General features: G+C 67.6%; 16 protein-coding genes and 1 pseudogene. 10 read left to right on the plus strand and 7 right to left on the minus strand.

The features are described from left to right. The first annotated feature begins 46 nt into the window (after nt 1-46). A complete protein-coding gene (locus tag QH168_RS23080; RefSeq protein ID WP_280236872.1) occupies nt 47-778 on the plus strand; it encodes a TetR/AcrR family transcriptional regulator in 732 nt (243 codons plus the stop codon). A gap of 57 nt (nt 779-835) precedes the next feature. Here QH168_RS23080 and QH168_RS23085 read toward each other — a convergent pair whose 3' ends face one another. Beyond that, nucleotides 836-1,732 carry a helix-turn-helix domain-containing protein gene (locus QH168_RS23085; RefSeq protein WP_280236873.1) on the minus strand — a complete coding sequence of 299 codons (897 nt, stop codon included), beginning with the start codon at nt 1,730-1,732 and terminating at the stop codon, nt 836-838. Nucleotides 1,733-2,086: 354 nt separating this feature from the next. On the opposite strand from QH168_RS23085, the gene QH168_RS23090 reads away from it, so the two are divergent. The 4 genes from QH168_RS23090 to QH168_RS23105 all read left to right on the plus strand — a co-directional run bounded on the left by QH168_RS23090 (nt 2,087) and on the right by QH168_RS23105 (nt 5,137). Beyond that, a complete protein-coding gene (locus QH168_RS23090) occupies nt 2,087-2,920 on the plus strand; it encodes an SAM-dependent methyltransferase (protein WP_280236874.1) in 834 nt (277 codons plus the stop codon). A 70-nt stretch (nt 2,921-2,990) separates the two neighbouring features. Continuing rightward, entirely contained in the window at nt 2,991-3,473 is a 483-nt protein-coding gene (locus tag QH168_RS23095) for a hypothetical protein (protein ID WP_280236875.1), read from the plus strand. Between the two features lie 155 nt (nt 3,474-3,628). Continuing rightward, nucleotides 3,629-4,468 (plus strand): SAM-dependent methyltransferase, encoded by an 840-nt coding sequence (locus QH168_RS23100; RefSeq protein WP_280236876.1) that lies wholly within the window; start codon nt 3,629-3,631, stop codon nt 4,466-4,468. Between the two features lie 87 nt (nt 4,469-4,555). Continuing rightward, complete coding sequence (locus tag QH168_RS23105) at nt 4,556-5,137, plus strand: TerD family protein (RefSeq protein ID WP_280236877.1); 582 nt, start codon at nt 4,556-4,558, stop codon at nt 5,135-5,137. A gap of 99 nt (nt 5,138-5,236) precedes the next feature. Here QH168_RS23105 and QH168_RS23110 read toward each other — a convergent pair whose 3' ends face one another. Beyond that, complete coding sequence (locus QH168_RS23110) at nt 5,237-5,593, minus strand: ArsR/SmtB family transcription factor (RefSeq protein WP_130916775.1); 357 nt, start codon at nt 5,591-5,593, stop codon at nt 5,237-5,239. A gap of 93 nt (nt 5,594-5,686) precedes the next feature. On the opposite strand from QH168_RS23110, the gene QH168_RS23115 reads away from it, so the two are divergent. Beyond that, nucleotides 5,687-7,654, plus strand: a complete 1,968-nt coding sequence (locus tag QH168_RS23115) for a heavy metal translocating P-type ATPase (protein ID WP_280236878.1) — start codon at nt 5,687-5,689, stop codon at nt 7,652-7,654. Between the two features lie 33 nt (nt 7,655-7,687). Here QH168_RS23115 and QH168_RS23120 read toward each other — a convergent pair whose 3' ends face one another. The 3 genes from QH168_RS23120 to QH168_RS23130 form a co-directional block, all read right to left on the minus strand. After that, on the minus strand, nt 7,688-9,421 hold the full coding sequence (locus tag QH168_RS23120; protein WP_280236879.1) for a BCCT family transporter: 1,734 nt from the start codon (nt 9,419-9,421) through the stop codon (nt 7,688-7,690). Nucleotides 9,422-9,659: 238 nt separating this feature from the next. Beyond that, entirely contained in the window at nt 9,660-10,157 is a 498-nt protein-coding gene (locus QH168_RS23125; RefSeq protein ID WP_280236880.1) for a carboxymuconolactone decarboxylase family protein, read from the minus strand. Beyond that, nucleotides 10,154-11,233, minus strand: coding sequence for an NAD(P)H-dependent amine dehydrogenase family protein (locus QH168_RS23130; RefSeq protein ID WP_280236881.1), 1,080 nt, complete (start codon nt 11,231-11,233; stop codon nt 10,154-10,156). Before QH168_RS23130 ends, QH168_RS23125 begins: the two co-directional genes overlap by 4 nt. Before the next feature lie 75 nt (nt 11,234-11,308). On the opposite strand from QH168_RS23130, the gene QH168_RS23135 reads away from it, so the two are divergent. Then, nucleotides 11,309-11,824 carry a fructosamine kinase family protein gene (locus tag QH168_RS23135; RefSeq protein ID WP_280236882.1) on the plus strand — a complete coding sequence of 172 codons (516 nt, stop codon included), beginning with the start codon at nt 11,309-11,311 and terminating at the stop codon, nt 11,822-11,824. On the opposite strand, the gene QH168_RS23140 is transcribed toward QH168_RS23135, so the two are convergent. Next, the gene (locus QH168_RS23140; RefSeq protein ID WP_280236883.1) at nt 11,782-13,449 is read right to left on the minus strand and encodes an alkaline phosphatase D family protein; all 1,668 of its coding nucleotides are present in this window, start codon (nt 13,447-13,449) and stop codon (nt 11,782-11,784) included. The genes QH168_RS23135 and QH168_RS23140 overlap by 43 nt on opposite strands. A 226-nt stretch (nt 13,450-13,675) precedes the next feature. Here QH168_RS23140 and QH168_RS23145 point away from each other — a divergent pair, with 226 nt between their 5' ends. Next, on the plus strand, nt 13,676-14,785 hold the full coding sequence (locus tag QH168_RS23145) for a hypothetical protein (RefSeq protein WP_280236884.1): 1,110 nt from the start codon (nt 13,676-13,678) through the stop codon (nt 14,783-14,785). Nucleotides 14,786-14,839: 54 nt separating this feature from the next. Here the strand turns inward: QH168_RS23145 and QH168_RS23150 are convergent, their stop codons facing one another. Next, nucleotides 14,840-16,612, minus strand: a complete 1,773-nt coding sequence (locus QH168_RS23150; RefSeq protein ID WP_432421159.1) for an alpha/beta hydrolase — start codon at nt 16,610-16,612, stop codon at nt 14,840-14,842. 85 nt (nt 16,613-16,697) lie between these two features. Here QH168_RS23150 and QH168_RS23155 point away from each other — a divergent pair. Both QH168_RS23155 and QH168_RS23160 read left to right on the plus strand, forming a co-directional pair. Beyond that, nucleotides 16,698-17,582, plus strand: a pseudogene (locus QH168_RS23155) (alpha/beta fold hydrolase); the annotation flags it as partial. Nucleotides 17,583-17,697: 115 nt separating this feature from the next. Further along, nucleotides 17,698-18,552, plus strand: a complete 855-nt coding sequence (locus QH168_RS23160) for a MaoC/PaaZ C-terminal domain-containing protein (protein WP_280236885.1) — start codon at nt 17,698-17,700, stop codon at nt 18,550-18,552. Nucleotides 18,553-18,559 lie beyond the last annotated feature (7 nt).

Raw genomic sequence — 18,559 nt, forward strand, 5'->3', positions numbered from 1 at the left:
CGTACGACAAACTCGAACACTGTGCGAGTGAATATAGAATGGCCGGGTGACCAAGCAGTTCAGCACCGTATGGAGTCGGGAACCACGCCAACCGAGGACCTCGGGGCTGCGCCGCGAACAGATCGTGGCGGCCGCGGTCGAGATTCTCGATGCCGAGGGCATGTCCGCGCTCAGCATGCGCAAGCTCGGCGCTCGGCTGGACGCGGGCGCGACCAGTCTCTACTGGTATGTGGCGAACAAGGATGAGCTGCTCGAGCTGGTGCTCGACGAGTTCTGGGGCATGGTTCAGGTGCCGGAACCGGAGCAGATGTCCTGGCGGGAGGTGGCGACCGCATTCGCCTACAACTTGCGGGACACGATGCTGACCCACCCGTGGGCGGCCGGTCTGATGGGGAATCTGCCGAGCATCGGGCCCAATTCGCTGGGGTTGAGCGATCGGCTGCGCCGCACGTTCGTCGGCGCCGGATTCCATGGTAACGACGTCTATCTCGCCACCGGCACCCTGTTCTCCTTCGTCCTCGGCCAGATATTGCCCGCCATCGCCTGGAAGAACACCTACGGCGACGATGACATCGACACCTCGAGCGTGCTGCCCGTGCTCGAAAACCTCGGCGCCGATTATCCCGACCTGATCGCCGACTACCGCACCACCGTGCCCGCCGACCCTGCCACGGCCCGCGCATTGGCCTTCGACTTCGGCCTGATCTCGGTCCTGGACGGACTCGACGTGCGCCTACGCGGCGAGGCGGGCGCCGAATCGGCTACCGCACCGCAGTAGCCCCGAGCCCACCGCTGACACCCGAATCGCGCTCCGGGCGCACACATTCGAGCGCGGCTATTCGCCCGCGGCGTATTCGGCGAGGATCGCCGACAGGAATTGCAGGCTCTCGGCCGGTGACAGCGCCTGCACACTGAGCTGGTTCATCACCGACATGTACAGCTCGACATCGTGACGCTTCTCCATGTACAGCGAGCTGGTCAGCTGCTCGGTGTAGACGATATCGGGCAGTTCGGGTTCCGGGAAACGCAGAATGCTGAACGGACCGCCCGCCGCGGAGTGACCACCGGCCGAGTAGGGCAGCACCTGGATGCGCACATTGGGCAGTTCGGATCTGTCGATCAGATATTTGATCTGCTCCCGCAGCACCTTGACTCCGCCGACCGGCCTGCGCAGCGCGTTCTCGTCGATGACGGCCCAGAGCGTGGGCGCGGCCCGACGGGTGAGGATCTTCTGTCTGCGCATGCGCACCGCCACCCGGCGCTCGGTCTCGTCGTCGTTGCCGAGCATGATGACCGAACGCGCGTAGTCGGCGGTCTGCAACAGCCCGGGAACGAACTGCGCCTCGTAGGTACGGATGGTGGTGGCGGCCTGTTCCAGTCCGACATAGGTTTCGAACCAGGCGGGCAGCAGATCGCTGTAGCTCTGCCACCAGCCGGGGTCGTTGGCCTTGCGGGCCATGTCCAGATAGGGCTCACGCTTATCGTCGTCGACGACACCGTAGAGGGTGAGCAAATCCCGGATATCGCGTTCCTTGAAACCGGTGCGCCCCAATTCGAGCCTGCTGATCTTGGCATGCGAACCGCGAATCGCGTCACCGGCCGCTTCCCTGCTGACACCGCAACTTTCCCGCAGGCGGCGCAATCTGCTGCCGAGCGCGATCCGAATCACCGTCGGACCACGTTCTGCCACAAGCAGTTCCACGTTGTCGCTGTTGTCCTGGTCGTTGGTCATGGACCGCCTCTGGCCGATAGTGGATAGACCGCGATCTGCCCGGTCACACCCACCGGCTCCACCGCGTCGGTTGCAGATCCTACTCGCTCCTACGACGAAACCACCGGAGCCCGTTACCCGTCGGCGATCATCGTCGCGCGCGCCGGTGCGGTGCGGACGCGCCCCACCGACACAGACTGGTCGGTCGATGAATTACGCACCGAAGTCGGCGAACCGGACCGAACATCGCGATGATGACCGATTCGCGTGGATTTCGCAGCGGGACAACGGCATAACTTCCTCTCGATACCGCGCGCGACACACCGCCGATGCGTACAGTCACACACACGTGGGTGCCGACGGGAGAGGAGCCCCATGATGCCATTGGACGACGATGAACTCGGTACGCGTGTCGATCCGGACACGCCGAGCATCGCCCGCGTCTACGACTACGGACTGGGCGGTACGGACTGGTTCGAGATCGATCGCAAAGTCTACGAACACCTACTCACCGTAGTGCCGAACCAGAACGCGGTCGGCGCGGCGAACCGCCGCTGGCTCGAACGCGTGGTGCGCTATCTGACCAGTCAGGCGGGCATCACACAGATCCTCGACCTCGGCAGCGGTCTACCGACGCAGAAGAACACCCATCAGATCGCCCAGGAACTCGGCGCCGAAGTGATGGTCGTCTACGTCGACAACGACCCGGTCTGCGTGCGCCGCGGCAAGGAACTGCTCGAGGCCAACGAATACACCCACTTCCTCGATCTCGATCTCACCGAACCCGCCGAGGTCCTCGGCCATCCCGCGGTGAACCAGTACCTCGATCTGAGCAAACCGATCCTGATGATGCAGTGCGGCACGCTGCATCACGTCGACGACGACCGCGATCCGGCGGCCATCATGGGCGAGTACGTGCGCCGCCTCGCGCCCGGCTCCTATGTCATGATCAGCCACTTCTTCGATCCCGGCGCCGAGAACGACGAACTGCACCAGCTGGCGCGCCGCGCCGAACGCGCCCTGCACGACGAAGGTCTCGGCACGGGTCGCTGGCGCACCCGCGAGGAACTGCTGCCGTTCTTCGACGGATTGGAACTGCTCGAGCCCGGACTCGTCCCGCTCGACGACTGGTGGCCGTGGGGTCCCGACGAACGCGAACGCGTTCCCGACGAACATCTGATCATCGGCGGCGTCGGCCGCAAACGGTAAGTCTGTAGTTCTGTTCGACCTTGTTTCCGTTCAACGTTCGTTCCGCAACACCATGACACAGGAGGCCGCAATGTCAGCGGACGCCGACACCACCACCGCCAACGCATCGATCACCGACCAGGACGTCCGGGAGAAGCTCTCCGGCATCCTGACATCCACCAGTATCGATCTCGCGACATCCAAGGATGGCGTCAACTGGTGCTCGAGCGCGTTCTTCGCCCATCTGGACGACGACCCGTTCCGGCTCACGCTCATCCTCGAATCCGGTGGACGCACGCTGGAGGCATTGCGCGCCAACCCGAATGTGGGCATCAAGGTGGTCAGCGGCGGGTTCATCGATCCGTTCGCTCAGGGCCTCGGGACCATCGAGGTGCGCGGCGCCGACGATCGGGACGAGACCTTCCAGGCACTGGTGCAGAAGGAGCCGATGATCGAGCCGTTCTTCGCCACCCCGGTCGAGGCGCTGATCGTGCACGTCGACTGGTGGCGGGTCACCCATGTGGGTGGCGGCTGGCTGCCCGGCCGCAGGCTCGATCGCGTCGCCTCGGCCTGATCCGCTGGGCACACGCTCGGCCGCGGCCGCACCACGGTCCACCGCAGGACGCGAATCCTTGGTGGGCCGAATGAATCCCGAGCCCATTGCCGGAACGCTCACCGAGCCCTACGCTTGGTGAGCTGGATCACAGTCACTGCAAAGAGAGGTACCCGATGTCCCAACCCGCGCCCAAGACCGGCGTCCGCGCCCCGGTCGGTGTGGACACCACCCGAGCGAGCATCGCGCGCGTCTACGACGTGAGCCTGGGCGGCAAAGACAATTACGACGTCGATCGTGCGGCGTTCGACATGATCCTGCAAGCCGCGCCCCGGCAGCGCGACGTGTCCAAGATGAACCGACGCTGGCTACATCGCGTCACCCGGTACCTGGCGGGCACGGTCGGCATCGACCAATTCCTCGACATCGGAGCGGGTTTGCCCACTGTCGGCAATACCCACGAGATCGCGCAGAGCCAGAATCCGCAGGCCACCGTCGTCTACGTCGACAACGATCCGGTGTGCAACGCGCACGGACGGGTGCTGCTCGAGCAGAACGAGTACACCCATTTCGTACCCGCCGACCTCACCCAGCCGAACACCCTGCTCGCCGACGACGAGGTGACCAAACACCTGGACATGGATCGCCCGCTGGGCTTGATCCTGTGCGGCATCCTGCATCACGTGGACGACGATCTCGATCCGGTCGGCATCATGCGGCAGTACATCGATGCGCTGCCGTCCGGGTCCTATGTCGCGATCACCCACTTCTGGAACCCGAACGACGGATCCGAACTCGGCGAGCTGGCCGTGCGCCTGCAACGCCAGTTCACCGAGATGGGCCTAGGGTCCGGGTGGTACCGCACCAAGGAAGAGATCGCCGCCTACTTCGGCGACCTCGAGATGATCGAGCCCGGTCTGGTCGAACTCGAGCAGTGGTGGCCGATGGGCCCGCCGACCCGTGAGCCGTACCCCGAGGAGCGGGTCATGATCGGCGGAGTCGGCCGCAAGCGCTGACGATCACCGCCACAGCGGGTTCCGCGGCCGTTCGCGCGGAACCCGCTGCACCGCATGCGGAGCCGAATTCGTCGGTACGCTGACAGCATGATCACGCTCAAAAAAGAAGACGGTGCCGCGGATCTGAGCGGCATCACCAAACTGAGTGTCGGGGTGAGCTGGGATCCGTCCGCGGGCGCCAGCGGCGGCGCACTCGGCTGGGCTCGTCGCAAGCGCGGCGTCGACCTGGATCTGATCGCGATTCTCATGCAGGGCACCGAGCCCGTCCGGTTCGCCGGACTCGATTCCCTCGACCCGCTGGGCAACGGCTCGGTGCTGCACACCGGCGACGAGCAGACCGGCGCCGCGTCCGGCGACGACGAGTCGGTGCACGTCACCTTCGGTGATGTGCCCGGCGGTATCGACTCGATCGTGTTCGTCGCAGCCGCATTCAAGAAGGGCTCCTCCTTCGAGAAGGCGAACAACATCTCGTTCAAGGTCTACGACTCCACCGGCGGCGACAGCCAGCAGGTGGCCGATATCTGGCCCTCGCTGCTCGGCGCCGACAATGCCAATGCCGTGGCCCGCGCATTCCGCCAGGGTCCGAGCTGGCAGCTGGAAGTGCTCAACCGCAAGGGCAAGGTCAAGCAGGGCGATAAGCAGGCCCTGCTGCGTTTCGCCATGCAGTGACCGCGAGGTGGTGGCGGGGCCTCGGCGGCTCCGCCGCCACCGCTGGATCGATGCGGAGTTCGCCGCACCGCGTTCGATCGCCTGATCCGGCGAATGCCGTTACGCCGTCTCGTCGTCGGCGATACCGAGCCCGAGATGCTCGATGTGATAGACGGCTTCGTCCAGCAACATCGCCACATGACTGTCGTAGAGCCGATAGATCACACTTCTCCCCTGCCGCGCACCGGTGACCAGCCCCATCGCGCGCAATAAACGCAGCTGATGTGACACCGCGGACTGCTCCATCTCCACGGCCTCGACCAGATCCCCCACCGAGCACGGGCCATGACGCAGCCTGGTCAGGATGCGCAGCCGGCTCGGCGTGGCCAGCGCCTGGAGAGTCGCGGCCACCGTCGCCGCCGAATCGGCGTCCAATTGCGCCGGCGGTGTGGTTCTGCCCTCGACTCCATGTCCCACGAGATCACTGTACCTTGCGGGATTACATGAAGACATGTACATGTATTCCTGTACTCCTGCCGCCTGCGTCGATCTCGAACGGAGCATTCCCGGATGACCACCTCCCCGTCGCTCGAACTCCGCGAGACCGGACAATCACCGCCACGACCGGGCCGCACCACCGCTTGGGCGCTGCCCGAAGTGCGGTGGGCGCTCGCTGCCACCGCACTGTTCGTGGCCGGTGCGGCGGCGCAGTGGACGCAGGCGCCGGAGTGGACGAGGTGGTCGCTGTTCCTGGCGTGCTACCTGGCCGGTGGCTGGGAACCGGCGCTGGAAGGCCTGCGCGCGCTGCGGGACCGGCGTCTCGACGTGGATCTGCTGATGATCGTCGCGGCGATCGGCGCCGCCGCGATCGGGCAGGTGGTCGACGGCGGACTGCTGATCGTCATCTTCGCGACCTCCGGCGCCTTGGAAGCGGTGCTGACCCATCGCACCGCCGAAGCGGTACGCGGATTGCTCGACCTCGCCCCCGAACACGTCACGGTCGTCGACGACGACGGACGCGAACGGGTCGTCGACGCTCGCACACTCGCGGTCGGCCAGCTGATCCTGGTGCGGCCGGGTGAGCGGATCGGCGGTGACGGCATCGTCGAATCGGGGCGCAGCGAAGTCGATCAGGCCTCGATCACCGGTGAACCGCTGCCGGTTACCGCCGAGCCGGGCACCGAGGTCTTCGCCGGCACAAGCAACGGCACCGGCGTCCTGCGGATCCGGGTGCAACGAGCCGCCGCCGATTCGGTGATCGCCCGCATCGCGGCCATGGTGCGACAGGCCTCCGAATCCAAGGCCGCGACCCAGCTGTTCATCGAACGCGTCGAGCAGTGGTACTCCACCGGCGTCGTGGTCGCCACCCTCGCGGTGCTGTGCATACCGCTGGCCGCGGGCTCGGAGCTACAGCCGGCATTGCTGCGTGCGATGACCTTCATGATCGTGGCCTCACCGTGCGCGATCGTGCTCGCGACCATGCCGCCGCTACTGGCCGCGATGGCGAATGCGAGCAGGCACGGGGTGCTGGTGAAATCGGCGGTGGCGATGGAGCGACTCGGCACTGTCGATATCGTCGCCTTCGACAAGACCGGCACACTCACCGACGGCACCCCACAGCTCACCGCGATCCATACCCTCACCGAACTCGAATCCGGCCCGACGCTGGCGCTGGCGGCGGCGGCCGAACGCAACAGCGAACATCCCATCGGCGCGGCAATCGTCGCGGCCGCGGGGCAGCGGGAACTGCGGATCGGCGAGGTCACCGCCTTCGATTCACGACCTGGCCGTGGTGTGCGCGCCACCGTCGACGGCCGGTGCGTCGAAGTGGGCAGCCCGGCATATCTGCTCGCCGATTCCGCGGCCGCGGCTCCCGCCCGCGAACTCGTCGACGCGGTGGAATCGACCGGCGCGACCGCGGTCGTGGTCGTCGTCGACGGCTCCCCCGCCGGGGTGCTCGCGGTGACCGACCGGACGCGGCCGGCCGCGGCGCGGACGGTGGCCGACCTCGGCGCGCTCACCGGGCAGACCCCCCTCCTGCTGACCGGCGACAACGAGCGCGCCGCCGCCGAGTTGGCGGGCTCGCTCGGCATCGCCGACGTCCGGGCCGGGCTGCTGCCCGAGGACAAGGTGGCGGCGGTCCGGGGACTCATCGATGCGGGCCGCCGGGTGGCCGTCGTGGGCGACGGCGTCAACGACGCGCCCGCGCTCGCCGCGGCGCACACCGGTATCGCGATGGGCCGCACCGGATCCGACCTGACGGTCGATACCGCCGACGCCGTAGTGGTCGGTGATGATCTCGGCGCCGTCGCGGCCGTGATCACACTCTCGCGGCGGGCGCGGCGCATCGTGGTGGCGAACCTGACCATCGCCGGGACCTTCATCGCGGTGCTGGTCACCTGGGATCTGGTGGGTACGCTGCCGCTGCCGCTCGGTGTGGCGGGACATGAGGGCTCGACGGTGCTCGTCGGATTGAACGGGATGCGGTTGCTCACCGAGCGCGCATGGCGCGACGCGACACGGCCCGGCGCCGCCTGAGCGGTCGCCGGGCCGTGGCCGTCGCGTACGCGGTCAGCTCGCCGATCGGTCCTCGGGGGAATCCTCCGGCGTCTCCTCCACGGCTTCGGTGACCAGTTCGAAATCGCCGTCGTGGCGCTCGGTGCCCTGGAGGACCGCACCGGCCACCAACTGCACACCCAGGTCCTCGCGCTGAATGATCGGATCGGCGCGCAGATCGCGATACAGCGATACGCACATGAATCCCATCACCACCATGAACGGCAGTGAGACCACGGTGGTCAGCGCTTGCAGGCCGGTCAGGGCACTGCCGAGATTCTCCGGATCGGCGATGACGAGCATGATCGCCGCGACGGCGCCGGTGGCCGAACCCCAGAAGATCACCGTGCCGCGCGAGGGTTCGATACTCCCCTTCTCCGACAGCGTGCCCATCACGATCGATGCCGCGTCGGCGCCGGAGACGAAGAAGATCGCCACCAGCACCATGACCAGACCTGCGGTGAACGAGGCCAGCGGATAGTGGTCGAGCAGGTGGAACAGCGCGAAGTTCTCGTCCACCGAACCGTCGGCTTCGGTCAGATCGCCGGTCTCGCTCTGCTGACGGATACCGGCGCCACCGAAGATGACGAACCAGATCAGGCTCACCACACTGGGCACCAGCAGTACACCGGTGACGAACTGACGGATGGTGCGGCCGCGGCTGATCCGGGCGATGAACATGCCCACGAACGGGGTCCAGGAGATCCACCAGGCCCAGTAGAAGATGGTCCAGGTCGACAGCCAGGTCTCCATGGCTTCGCCGCCCGCGACCCCGGTCCGCGAGGCCATGGTCGGCAGCGTCGCCAGATAGTCGCCGAGCGCGGCGGGCAGGAAGTTCAGCATCAGCAGGGTGGGACCGGCGATGAACACGAACGCAGCGACCGCCAGCGCGAGCACCATATTGATATTGGACAGCCACTGGATGCCACGGTCGATGCCGGAGATCGCGGAGAAGATGAAGGCGACCGTCAACGCGCAGATGATGGCGACCAGACCGACCTTGCCGATGGTATCGATCCAGCCGTTGAACTCCATGCCCGCACCGATCTGGAGCGCGCCGAGGCCGAGCGAGGCGGCCGAACCGAACAGCGTCGCGAAGATCGCCATCATATTGATGGCCTGGCCACCGATACCGTCGGCGCGGCGCCCGAGAATCGGCCGGAAAACCGAGGAGATCAACTGCGAGCGACCTTTACGGAAGGTGCTGTAGGCGATGGCGAGGCCCGCGACCGCGTAGATCGCCCACGGGTGCAGCGTCCAGTGGAACAGGGTGGTCGCCATCGCGGTCTCCGCCGCCGCGGGGCTGCCGGGCTCGGCGGTTCCCGGCGGCGGATTCACGAAATGCGAGAGCGGTTCGGCCACACCCCAGAACATCAATCCGATGCCCATACCGGCACTGAACATCATCGCGATCCAGGACACGGTGCGGAATTCCGGCTTCTCGCCGTCGGCACCGAGCGGGATCTTGCCGTATCTGCTTGCCGCCAGCCAGATCACATACACCACGAACACGGTCGCGATGAGCACGAACAACCATCCGGTATTGCTGATCACCCATGACTGCGCGTTACCGGCCGCGGTGGCCAGGCTGGTCCGGTCGATGATGCCCCATGCCACGAACGCCAGGGATCCGATCGCCGTCACACCGAAGACGAGTCGGTCCAGTCCCGGCTTCGCCGGTGATCTGCCAGCAACCCGATGCACCTTCGCGTCGGTGTCCCGGGAATTCCTGTCGGCGCCGATCGACATTGAATCGGAGTCCTTTCAGATCGTGAACGACCGCTGGTGGGCGCTCGTTCTCCTCCCGCAGCAACCGTACAGCGTCACGGGCGCGCCACGGTGCCCGACACCACCGGCAGTCGCGTCGACGCAGCTGAACGGGTATACCCAGGCCGACCCGGCGCAAAACCCGCGCGCCGCCGCAGCACTCGCTGGTGACCTCCGGCGGGTTCGCCATGCCCGAGCGACAGGAATCGACCTCGATGCGTCAGGAGGTGGTACTGCCGGAATGGCCCGGCAGCACGCAGACCGCGTCGAGCCCGAGCACATGGTTGAGCCTGCCGAAGGCGAGCCAGGACCCGATGCTCATACTCAGTTCGACGATCTCGGTCTGGCTGTAGCAGGCCGACATTCGGGCCCAGAAGTCCTCGTCGAGGTTGTGATGGTCGAGCGCGTAGCGTTCGGCGTATTCGGCCGCCAGGCGGGTGCGGTCGTCGAAGGCATCGGTGGTGCGCCAGTCGGCCACGGCCTCGAGGAAGCCCTCCTCGACCTTGCTGCCCTCGCGTTCGGTGCGCCAGTCCAGGCAGAACAGACAGCCGTTGATCTGCGCGATCCGCATGCGCGCGGCCTCGAATTCGCGCAGTCCGAGGGTGGAGTGGGAGTACACCGCGAGCGAGAAGTTCGAGGCGGCGACACCGATACCGGGGACCATCTCGCCCCAGACGTAGCCGATGGGGTCCTTGCCCTCCGGGATATCGATTCTCATCTGCGGTTCCTTCCGAGCCGGCCCGCCGCGGGGCGCAGCGGGATATCGAGCGCGTCATAGATTCCCGGCGCCGCGCCGGTCAGCCAATCGATGGCGGCGACCAACCGACCGACGGCCGTCGCATTGCCGCCCGCGGCGTAGTTGCCGTCCTCATCGGTCGCCTCGACTGTGACCTCGATGCGCGGGCGGCCCTCGATGATCACCCGGTGGGCACCGGTGCCATTGGGCGGTACAGGCCAATCCGGTGCGCAGGACGGGTGGATCCGGGTGACGTGTTCGATGACGATCGCGGGCTCCCCCGCGACGATCCCCTGCACCTCGAATCGCATGGCGCCCTGGGTTCCGGCCACGAACTCACCCATCGCGGCGGTGCTGATGGTGGCGTCGAGCTCACGGCGCGCCACCGTTTCGCGGATCTCGTCGAGTTCGACGCCCAGCGCACGCGCCATGAGCCGAATCTGGCCGCCCCACACCATGGTCGGCACGCTGGGCGCGACCATCGGCGGGTCGTAGTCCATCGCTTGGCCCATACCGACGAGGTAGCGGACCGCGTCGGGTTGGTCGTAGCTGGAGTAGTCGAAGATCTCCTGGCAGCGGATACCGTCCACCACGGTGCCGAGACCGCTCATCAGCAGCGGCAGTACATCGTTGCCCCAGCCGGGGTCGACACCGGAGACGAACAGCGAGCCGCCGCCGGACTCGATCGCGGCGAGGACCTTCGCGCGTTGTTCGGCCGGGGCGTTGCGCGCGTCGTAGAAGGCATACAGCGCCGGGGTGACGACCACCGCGCCCGCCGCGATCGCGGCCACGATATCGGCGAGCGCGTCGTCGGGGCGGATATCGCCGGAGGCGGCGTACACCACGGCCCGCGGCTTCGCGGCCAGCGCCGCCGCGACATCGGTGGTGGCGGCGACACCGAGGTCATGGTCGAGACCGGCCAACTCGCCCGCATCCCGGCCCGCTTTGTCGGGGTTGTGCACGATGACATCGGCGAGTTCCAGCCCCGGATGTGCCGCGACGGCACGGATGGCCGCGCGGCCGACGTTCCCGGTGCCCCACACCGTCGTGGAGATCATCGCGTGAGTCTAGCAAGCGCTTGGTTGACAGGAGGGCGTTTCCGGTGAGTCCGCTTCGGTCGTACCGTGGCGTGGGTGACCACCTTCCGAAAGGCGGAATCCGGCACCCACCCGGACTTCTATCCGGCCGAAGCGGCCGGACTGCGCTGGCTCGGCGCGGCCGGAGCGCCGGTGGTGGATGTGCTGTCGGTCGACGCCGGGCATATCGAGCTGGCGCGCCTGCCGCACGGCCGGGCCTCGGCCGCCAGCGCCCACCGACTCGGTGCGGTGTTGGCGACGATGCACGACGCCGGCGTCGACGGGGCCGGGTTCGGTTGTCCGCCCGCCGGTTTCACCGGGCAGATCTTCATCGGCAAGCGTCCGATGAGCAGCTTCGAGCACGACCGCTGGGGTACGTTCTACGCCGACGAACGGGTACTGCCGTTCCTGGCCGTCGCCTATGACGCGGGCAGCGTCGACCGGGACCAGTGCGCCGAGATCGAACGGGCCTGCACTGTGGTGGCCGATGGGCGCTTCGATGACGGGGAGCAGCCGCCTGGCCGGAAGGGTCAGCGGATGCCGTCGAGAGCGGGATCGCGACCGGCGGCGTGATCGGTAATGGTCGTCGATTCCTGTTCGCGAGTGGGTGGACGGGTCGAGCGCCATGCTTCGACCGCACCCGGTACGCCGTCGCGCACCACATAGCTCGCCCGGGTATGGATGGGCGCGCCGGGCCGCTCGACGTAGGGAACCACGCGGAAGTCGGTGCGCCACAGGCGTTCGTCCACGTCGACCCGGACGTAGCCACGCTGTCCGTTGTAGAACAGCAGGTCGGGGTTGGCGGCGAGTAGCTGTCGGCCGCGGCCGGGCAGATCCACACCGTCACCGCCGCTGCTGATCGAGGTGCCGGTGAATTCGGTGGCCACCACGGCGGATTCGGGGTCGGCGGCTTCGCGGCGTAGGTCGGCGGCGTAGTTCTCGTGACGGTCGCCGGTGAGCACCACCAGATTGCGGACCTCGCGGTCGGCGGCGGCACCGAGGATCGCGGCGCGTTCGCCCGCGTAGCCGTCCCACGCGTCGGTGGAGACCGCGACGCCCGGCCCCGGATCGTGGTCGGTGCGGCCCATCACCACCTGGTTGCCGAGAATCTGCCAGCGGGCGGTCGAGCGGGCGAATCCGTCCAGCAGCCACTCACGTTGGGCGCCACCAAGAATGGTGCGATCGAGTCCGCGCGCGGCCGCGCAACCGGTGACGATCTCGCCCCCGCACGCCTGCCTGGTCCGGTATTGGCGGGTATCGAGCATGGTGATCTCGGCGAGATCACCGAATCGGTAGCGCCGGTGCAGGCGCATGTTCGGGCCGGATGGAAGCTGCGCCAACCGCAGCGGCTGATGTTCGTACATGGCGTGGAAGGCGGCCGCGCGGCGGCGCAGGAACACCGCGCGCAGGGCATCGATATCGACGGTGGTCGCGGCGGCGTCGGCGGCCCAGTCGTCGTCGACCTCGTGATCGTCCATGGTGACCAGCCACGGGAACGCCGCGTGCGCGTCTCGCAGCGGCTCTTCGGATTTGAACCAGGCGTAGTGCAGCCGATATCCGGTCAGATCGCGGGCTTCATGACGCAGCGGCGAGGGCACCCGGATGCCGCGGCGACGGCCGGTCAACGGGTATTCGTAGATGTAGTCACCGAGGTGCACCACCAGATCGAGGTCTTCGTCGGCCATATGCCGGTAGGCGGTGAAGTGACCGTCGTTCCAGGCCTGGCAGGAGGCGTAGGCGAAACGCAACCGCGAACTCGTGCCGGGCGCGGGCGCGGTGCGGGTGCGGCCCACCGGCGAGACCGCCGAACCGGCGCGAAACCGGTAGAAGTACCAGCGCTGCGGGTCGAGTCCGGCGATCTCGGGATGCACGCTGTGGCCGAGCGCGCGATCGGCCAGCACCGCACCGCGCCGCACCACCTGCCGGAACCGCTCGTCGTGGGCGATCTCGTAGTCGACGGTCACCGGATGCCGCGGCATACCGCCGAGCCCGTCCGGGGCGAACGGATCGGGCGCCAACCGGGTCCACAGCACCACACCGTCGGGTGTCGGATCGCCCGAGGCCACACCGAGCGTGAACGGGTCGCCGGTCCAGCGCGGCGCACGGAACCGGGCGCCGGAGACCGCACAACTTCCCGCCAGCGCGGCGGCCGACGCCACGCCACCGAACCGCAACAGCTGCCGACGCGACAGGCCCATGTCTCATGGTGGGGGCGCCGGATCGACGGCTACCCACCCGCGCGGTGACGGCCTCGATGACATCCGGCGAACATTCGTCGTCGGCGCCGACCGTTCGCCGCGCAGTCGTCGGATCGTGACGTAACCCGCCGGTCCGGTCGCCGCCGCTGTGTTCTAATGCCGTTAGCCGAGCGAATGCCGACGTCCTGGGCGTGCACGATCCGACCGAACACCTGTGGAGGCGATCATGCTGCATACCGATATCCCGACCCGTGGCGAAATCCAGGCGCTTGCCGCGGCCACCGACGACTGGTGCGTCTCGATCTACACGCCCACCGAATCCGATACCGCCACTCCCGACCAGAACCGCATCGCCTTCTCCAATCAGGCCAGGCGCGTGCTCGATCTGGTCACCGATGCCGACGCCCGCGCCGCGCTGGAAGAGGAATTCGACGATCTGATCGATGACGAGGAGTTCTGGCGCTACCAGGCACGCACCCTCGTCGTACTGGCCACACCCACCCGTGTGCGCACCTATCGGGTGCCGAATCTGCTGGGTGCCGCCGAGGCCGTCGGCGACCGGTTCTCGCTGAAGCAATTGCTGCGCACGATCGCCTTCCCGCAGTCAGCGTTCGTGCTGGCGCTCGCGGAGGGCTCGGTGCAGTTGGTGCAGGTCAGCGCCGATCGGGCCGCCCAGGATGTCCGGGTTCCCGGCCTGCCCACCAGCGCGGCCGACTACGCGCGCAAGGCCTCCCTCGGCGACCGCGCCCCCAAAGGCCGCGTTCAGGGTGATGAGGGGCGCAAGATGCGGGTACGTCAGTACTCGCGCGCCATCGACGCCGAACTGCGCGACATCCTGTCCGGGCGTGATGTTCCGCTGATCCTGGCCGCCGCCGAACCCACCGATGCCCTGTTCCGCTCGGTCAACAGCTACGACGGTCTGCTCGATGAGAGCATCCCCGGCAATCCCGAGCATCTGTCGGACCAGGAGCTGGCCGACCGTTCCCGCGAGATCCTGGACCGCCACTACGCGGCGCAGCTGGCCGAACTGGCCGCCCTGGTGGACAAACGCCGCGGCGAGGGTCGGGCGAGCACCGATATCGCCGATCTGGCGCGCGCGGCGACCTTCGGCAATGTCGACACCCTGCTGGTCGATATCGACGCCTCGGTGCCGGGCGCCATCTCCGCCGACGACGGTGCCGTCACCTTCGACACATCGGCCGATACCGAAACCCCTGGCGTCCTGGACGAGATCTGCCGTCGGGTGCTGCTGTCGAGCGGCCGGGTGCTCGCGGTCCGCGCCGAGGACATGCCGGGCGGCGCGCAGATCGCGGGCATCCTGCGGTACGCGCCGTAGCTGTACGGGTCCGACCGGTCGGTGTGATCCGACCGGTCGGTGCTGGTCGCGTGCTCACCCGGACCCGTTGAGCACCGCGCGCAATCGCTGCGTATCGTCCGGCGTCCAGTCCGGCGGCTCGAGAATCGCCGCCCACGAATCCGCGATGGCCGCGTGGAAGGTGTGGCCGTGGCCGTCGGGGACGTCGGTGGAGACCGCCATATCGGCCGACACCTGGAGGAAGGTGACCAGCGGTATCCAGCGAGTGCTGTCGAGGACGTCGGCGCCGCGCGGTTCGCGCAGCCAATCCGGTTCACGCAGCGCAAGACCCGGCGTCCACCAGGTGATCGGGTCCGACGGATGCTGGAGGTACACCACGCGTGGGCCCGGCCAGTCCGGCGTCGGCCGGGCGAGGTCGGTGGGTTCGGCGACGAACCGAACCGTACGCCCCTCGTGGAAGACCGGAAGGACCTGCGGTGTGCCGGGATCGCGGCGCGCGGTCACATCCCGCCAGATGACGTTGTTGCTGGTCGGTCCGACGAACAATGCGCCGTCGGTGCGCGAGGTGAGGTCCTGGATACCGGAGAACGCCGCCTCACCGCCGAAGGAGCCGAGGCTCTCGCCGAACACCACCAGCTTCGGGCGATCGTCCTCGGGCAGGACCGACCATCGGGCGTACACCGCTTCGAACAGCGCCTTGCCCGCCTGACCGGCCCGTTCCTGATCGACCAGGAACGACAGCCAGCTCGGCAGGTACGAGTACTGCATGCTCACCAGTGCGGTGTCGCCGTTGTAGAGATACTCGAGCGCCGAGGCCGTACTCTGATTGATCCAGCCCGTGCCGGTGGTGGTGGCGACTCCGATCACGGCACGGTCGAAGCCACCGGCCCGTTCCAGTTCGGCGACGGCGAGTTCCGCCTCCTCGCGCACGGTTTCGGCCGAGGCCAAACCGGTGTAGGTGCGGATCGGGATCATGGCCGGGCGGTCGTTGAACGCCGACAGCTGCTCGGTGCTCGGACCGTTGCCGACGAAGATCCGGCCCTGTCTGCCGAGCGAATCCCAGCTGACCAGCGAACCCGGCCCGCCGGACCGTTCCGGCACGGTCGGCGGTGGGTTGTCGGCATCGGCTTCCTGATTGACCGCGGCGAAGGTGTTGTTGAGCACCGACATCGCCCCCTTGGCCACGACACCGTCCAGTACCGCCACCGCGACGACCGCCACCAGCACCGCGCCGGCCACGACCGCGATCCGGCCCGGCAGCACTCGCGTCAGCAGTCGCGCCACCCACCGCGTCGCCGCGACCACCGCGCGGGCCAGCGCGATCAGCAGCGCGAACACCAGGACCCCCACCAGCACGATGATCGGATAGGACCACACCGGCAGACCGGAAACACCCATCAGCGTGCGCAATTCGGACTGCCAGTCCGCGAACCAGATCAGCGTGAGCACCGTGCCGAGCACCGCGATCACCGCCAGCGCCCAGCGCGTCACCACCCGGGCCGGACGGGCCTGTTCACGATGCAGCATCCAGCGGATCACGGCCGCGACGAGCACGCCGAGCCCGTATCCCACGGCCGCGGCGGCACCGGTGACCACACCCTGGAACAGCGGCCCGCGCGGAAGCAGCGACGGCGTCAACGACAGCCAGGTCAGGATCAGGGTCCCCACCAGCCCGCCGAATTCGAGCCGGAACATCGCGCCGCGACGCGCCGGTGGACCCGTGGTGTCCTCGGTGGTGGCGGTGGTTTCCGTCGTCGCTGTCGTTGCCGCCACTGCGCACCTCACCCGAGCCGGGAGTCGACACCCGTCGACAGTTCGACCACAGTATGGTTCACATCGGCGCGGCATATGCGCTCTTCGGCGCTTGCCGCCGTCATGTCGGGCCTACCCGGCACGGTGAGCGCGGACGCGTCATCCGACGATGAGGTGGAGCATGGACGCACAGCTGCGCGAATGGAAAGACGGCGGACGGTATGTCGATTTCCTCGGGTTCGAGGTCTTCTACCGGGTCGCGGGCAGCGGGCCGTATCTGCTGTTGATCCACGGGTATCCGTTCAACTCCTGGGACTGGGAGCCGCTGTGGGACCGGCTCACCGAACGATTCACCGTGATCGCGCCGGACATGATCGGCATGGGTTTCTCCGCCAAACCCGCCGAATACGACTATTCGGTGCTCGGCCACGCCGATATGCACGAGGCGCTGCTGGCCGAACTCGGTGTCTCGCACTGCCATGTGCTGGCCCATGATCTCGGCGTTTCGGTCGCCCAGGAGATGCTGGCCAGGCACGAAGCCGCGGGCCCGGCGGCGCGGCCGTACCGCATCGACTCACTGACCTGGCTCAACGGCGGGCTGTTCATCGAGGCTTACCGGCCGCGGCTGGTCCAGCAGGTGCTGTCCACCCCGGTGGGCGAGGTCGCGAGCCGGTTCCACAAGGTGTTGCTGTCCAAGCCGATGCTGGCGCGGTCGATCGATGAGATGTTCGGTCCCGCCACCAAACCGAGCCAGCGGCTGCTCGACCAGTTCGACCAGATCATGAACTACAACGACGGCGGCCGTGTCACCCACAAGGTGGGTCGGTTCGTGCGCGACCGGCTGACCTACCGCAACCGCTGGGTGCACGCCATGCGCACCACCTCGGTGCCGATGCGGCTGATCAACGGCCCGGCCGACCCGAACTCGGGCAGGCATATGGCCGAACGCTACCGCGAGGTGATCCCGAACCCCGATGTGGTGATGCTGCCCGACGCCATCGCGCACTGGCCGCATATCGAGGCGCCGGACGCGGTACTGGCGGCCGCGCTCGACCACATCGAGCGTGCGTCAGCGACGACGGCGCATGGTCAGCACACCGGCCACCCAGCCGACGAGGAACAACAGGGTCATCGTGCGAGGTGATGGCCCAGGAATCCGAGACCCGGCAGAACAGTCGCCGATGCATATGGATCCGGTGACGGCGGCCGGTGTAACGATCCCCGAGCAGCACTTCCACTGGGACGACACCGATTCGCGGCGCTATCGGCACGCGGTCGGGCAGAGCGACCGACAGGCCGGAATGCTGCCGACGTTCGCCCTCACCGCTCCCGGCGCGTTCGGGGTGGCGTCTCCGGATTTCTATCATCCGGAGCCGCCCGAGGTCCGGTTCCCCGGTATCCGGCTGAACCTGGCCACCCTGCTACAGCAGAGCCAGCAACTGCGGGTGCACGCCCCGATACCGGAGTCCGGGACCGCACGGTGTCGCGGCGAAGTGCTCCGGATCGAGAACCGTGGCACCGCAGCCGTTCTCGTGCAGCGCACCGAGCTGGTCGCCGAGGACGGACGCACGCTCGTTTCCGGGATCTCCCGTATCCACGCACGCGGTGCGGGTAGGCCCGCCGCTCCGGCCGTCCGCCGTACGGCGCCGGAAGCAGATGAATCGGCCCCCGCCATCGAGATCGTCGTGCGCACCGACGAGCAGCAGGCGCAGTGGTATCAGGCGTGCGGGAAGAACACCTCGTTGCGCAACAATGTGCACACCGACGCCGCTTTCGCGTCGGCCGCCGGGCTGGCCGGGCCGATCATGCAGGGTGTGTGCACCTACGCCATGGTGTGTGCGGCATTGGTCGATGCGGTTCTGGACGCGGAGGTGTCCCGAGTACGCGAATACACGGCGCGATTCACCGGAATGGTGTTCCCCGGTGAATCGCTGCACACGCGAATCTGGCCGGATGCGTTCGGGTACCGGTTCCGCACCTCGGTCCCCGAACGCGCCGACGCACCGGTCCTGCTGGGTGAGCTGCGGACCGACTGAGCGCGTC

The sequence above is a fragment of the Nocardia cyriacigeorgica genome (assembly GCF_029868385.1).
GTDB lineage: Bacteria > Actinomycetota > Actinomycetes > Mycobacteriales > Mycobacteriaceae > Nocardia > Nocardia cyriacigeorgica_F.

What these genes read in the sequence shown, in the direction of transcription:
- QH168_RS23120 (WP_280236879.1), bottom strand. Translation starts at nt 9,421, where the DNA reads ATGTCGATCGGCGCCGACAGGAATTCCCGGGACACCGACGCGAAGGTG.
- QH168_RS23095 (WP_280236875.1), top strand. Translation starts at nt 2,991, where the DNA reads ATGTCAGCGGACGCCGACACCACCACCGCCAACGCATCGATCACCGAC.
- QH168_RS23105 (WP_280236877.1), top strand. Translation starts at nt 4,556, where the DNA reads ATGATCACGCTCAAAAAAGAAGACGGTGCCGCGGATCTGAGCGGCATC.
- QH168_RS23130 (WP_280236881.1), bottom strand. Translation starts at nt 11,233, where the DNA reads ATGATCTCCACGACGGTGTGGGGCACCGGGAACGTCGGCCGCGCGGCC.
- QH168_RS23100 (WP_280236876.1), top strand. Translation starts at nt 3,629, where the DNA reads ATGTCCCAACCCGCGCCCAAGACCGGCGTCCGCGCCCCGGTCGGTGTG.
- QH168_RS23090 (WP_280236874.1), top strand. Translation starts at nt 2,087, where the DNA reads ATGATGCCATTGGACGACGATGAACTCGGTACGCGTGTCGATCCGGAC.
- QH168_RS23125 (WP_280236880.1), bottom strand. Translation starts at nt 10,157, where the DNA reads ATGAGAATCGATATCCCGGAGGGCAAGGACCCCATCGGCTACGTCTGG.
- QH168_RS23140 (WP_280236883.1), bottom strand. Translation starts at nt 13,449, where the DNA reads ATGGGCCTGTCGCGTCGGCAGCTGTTGCGGTTCGGTGGCGTGGCGTCG.
- QH168_RS23160 (WP_280236885.1), top strand. Translation starts at nt 17,698, where the DNA reads ATGCATATGGATCCGGTGACGGCGGCCGGTGTAACGATCCCCGAGCAG.
- QH168_RS23085 (WP_280236873.1), bottom strand. Translation starts at nt 1,732, where the DNA reads ATGACCAACGACCAGGACAACAGCGACAACGTGGAACTGCTTGTGGCA.
- QH168_RS23115 (WP_280236878.1), top strand. Translation starts at nt 5,687, where the DNA reads ATGACCACCTCCCCGTCGCTCGAACTCCGCGAGACCGGACAATCACCG.
- QH168_RS23150 (WP_432421159.1), bottom strand. Translation starts at nt 16,612, where the DNA reads ATGCCGCGCCGATGTGAACCATACTGTGGTCGAACTGTCGACGGGTGT.
- QH168_RS23145 (WP_280236884.1), top strand. Translation starts at nt 13,676, where the DNA reads ATGCTGCATACCGATATCCCGACCCGTGGCGAAATCCAGGCGCTTGCC.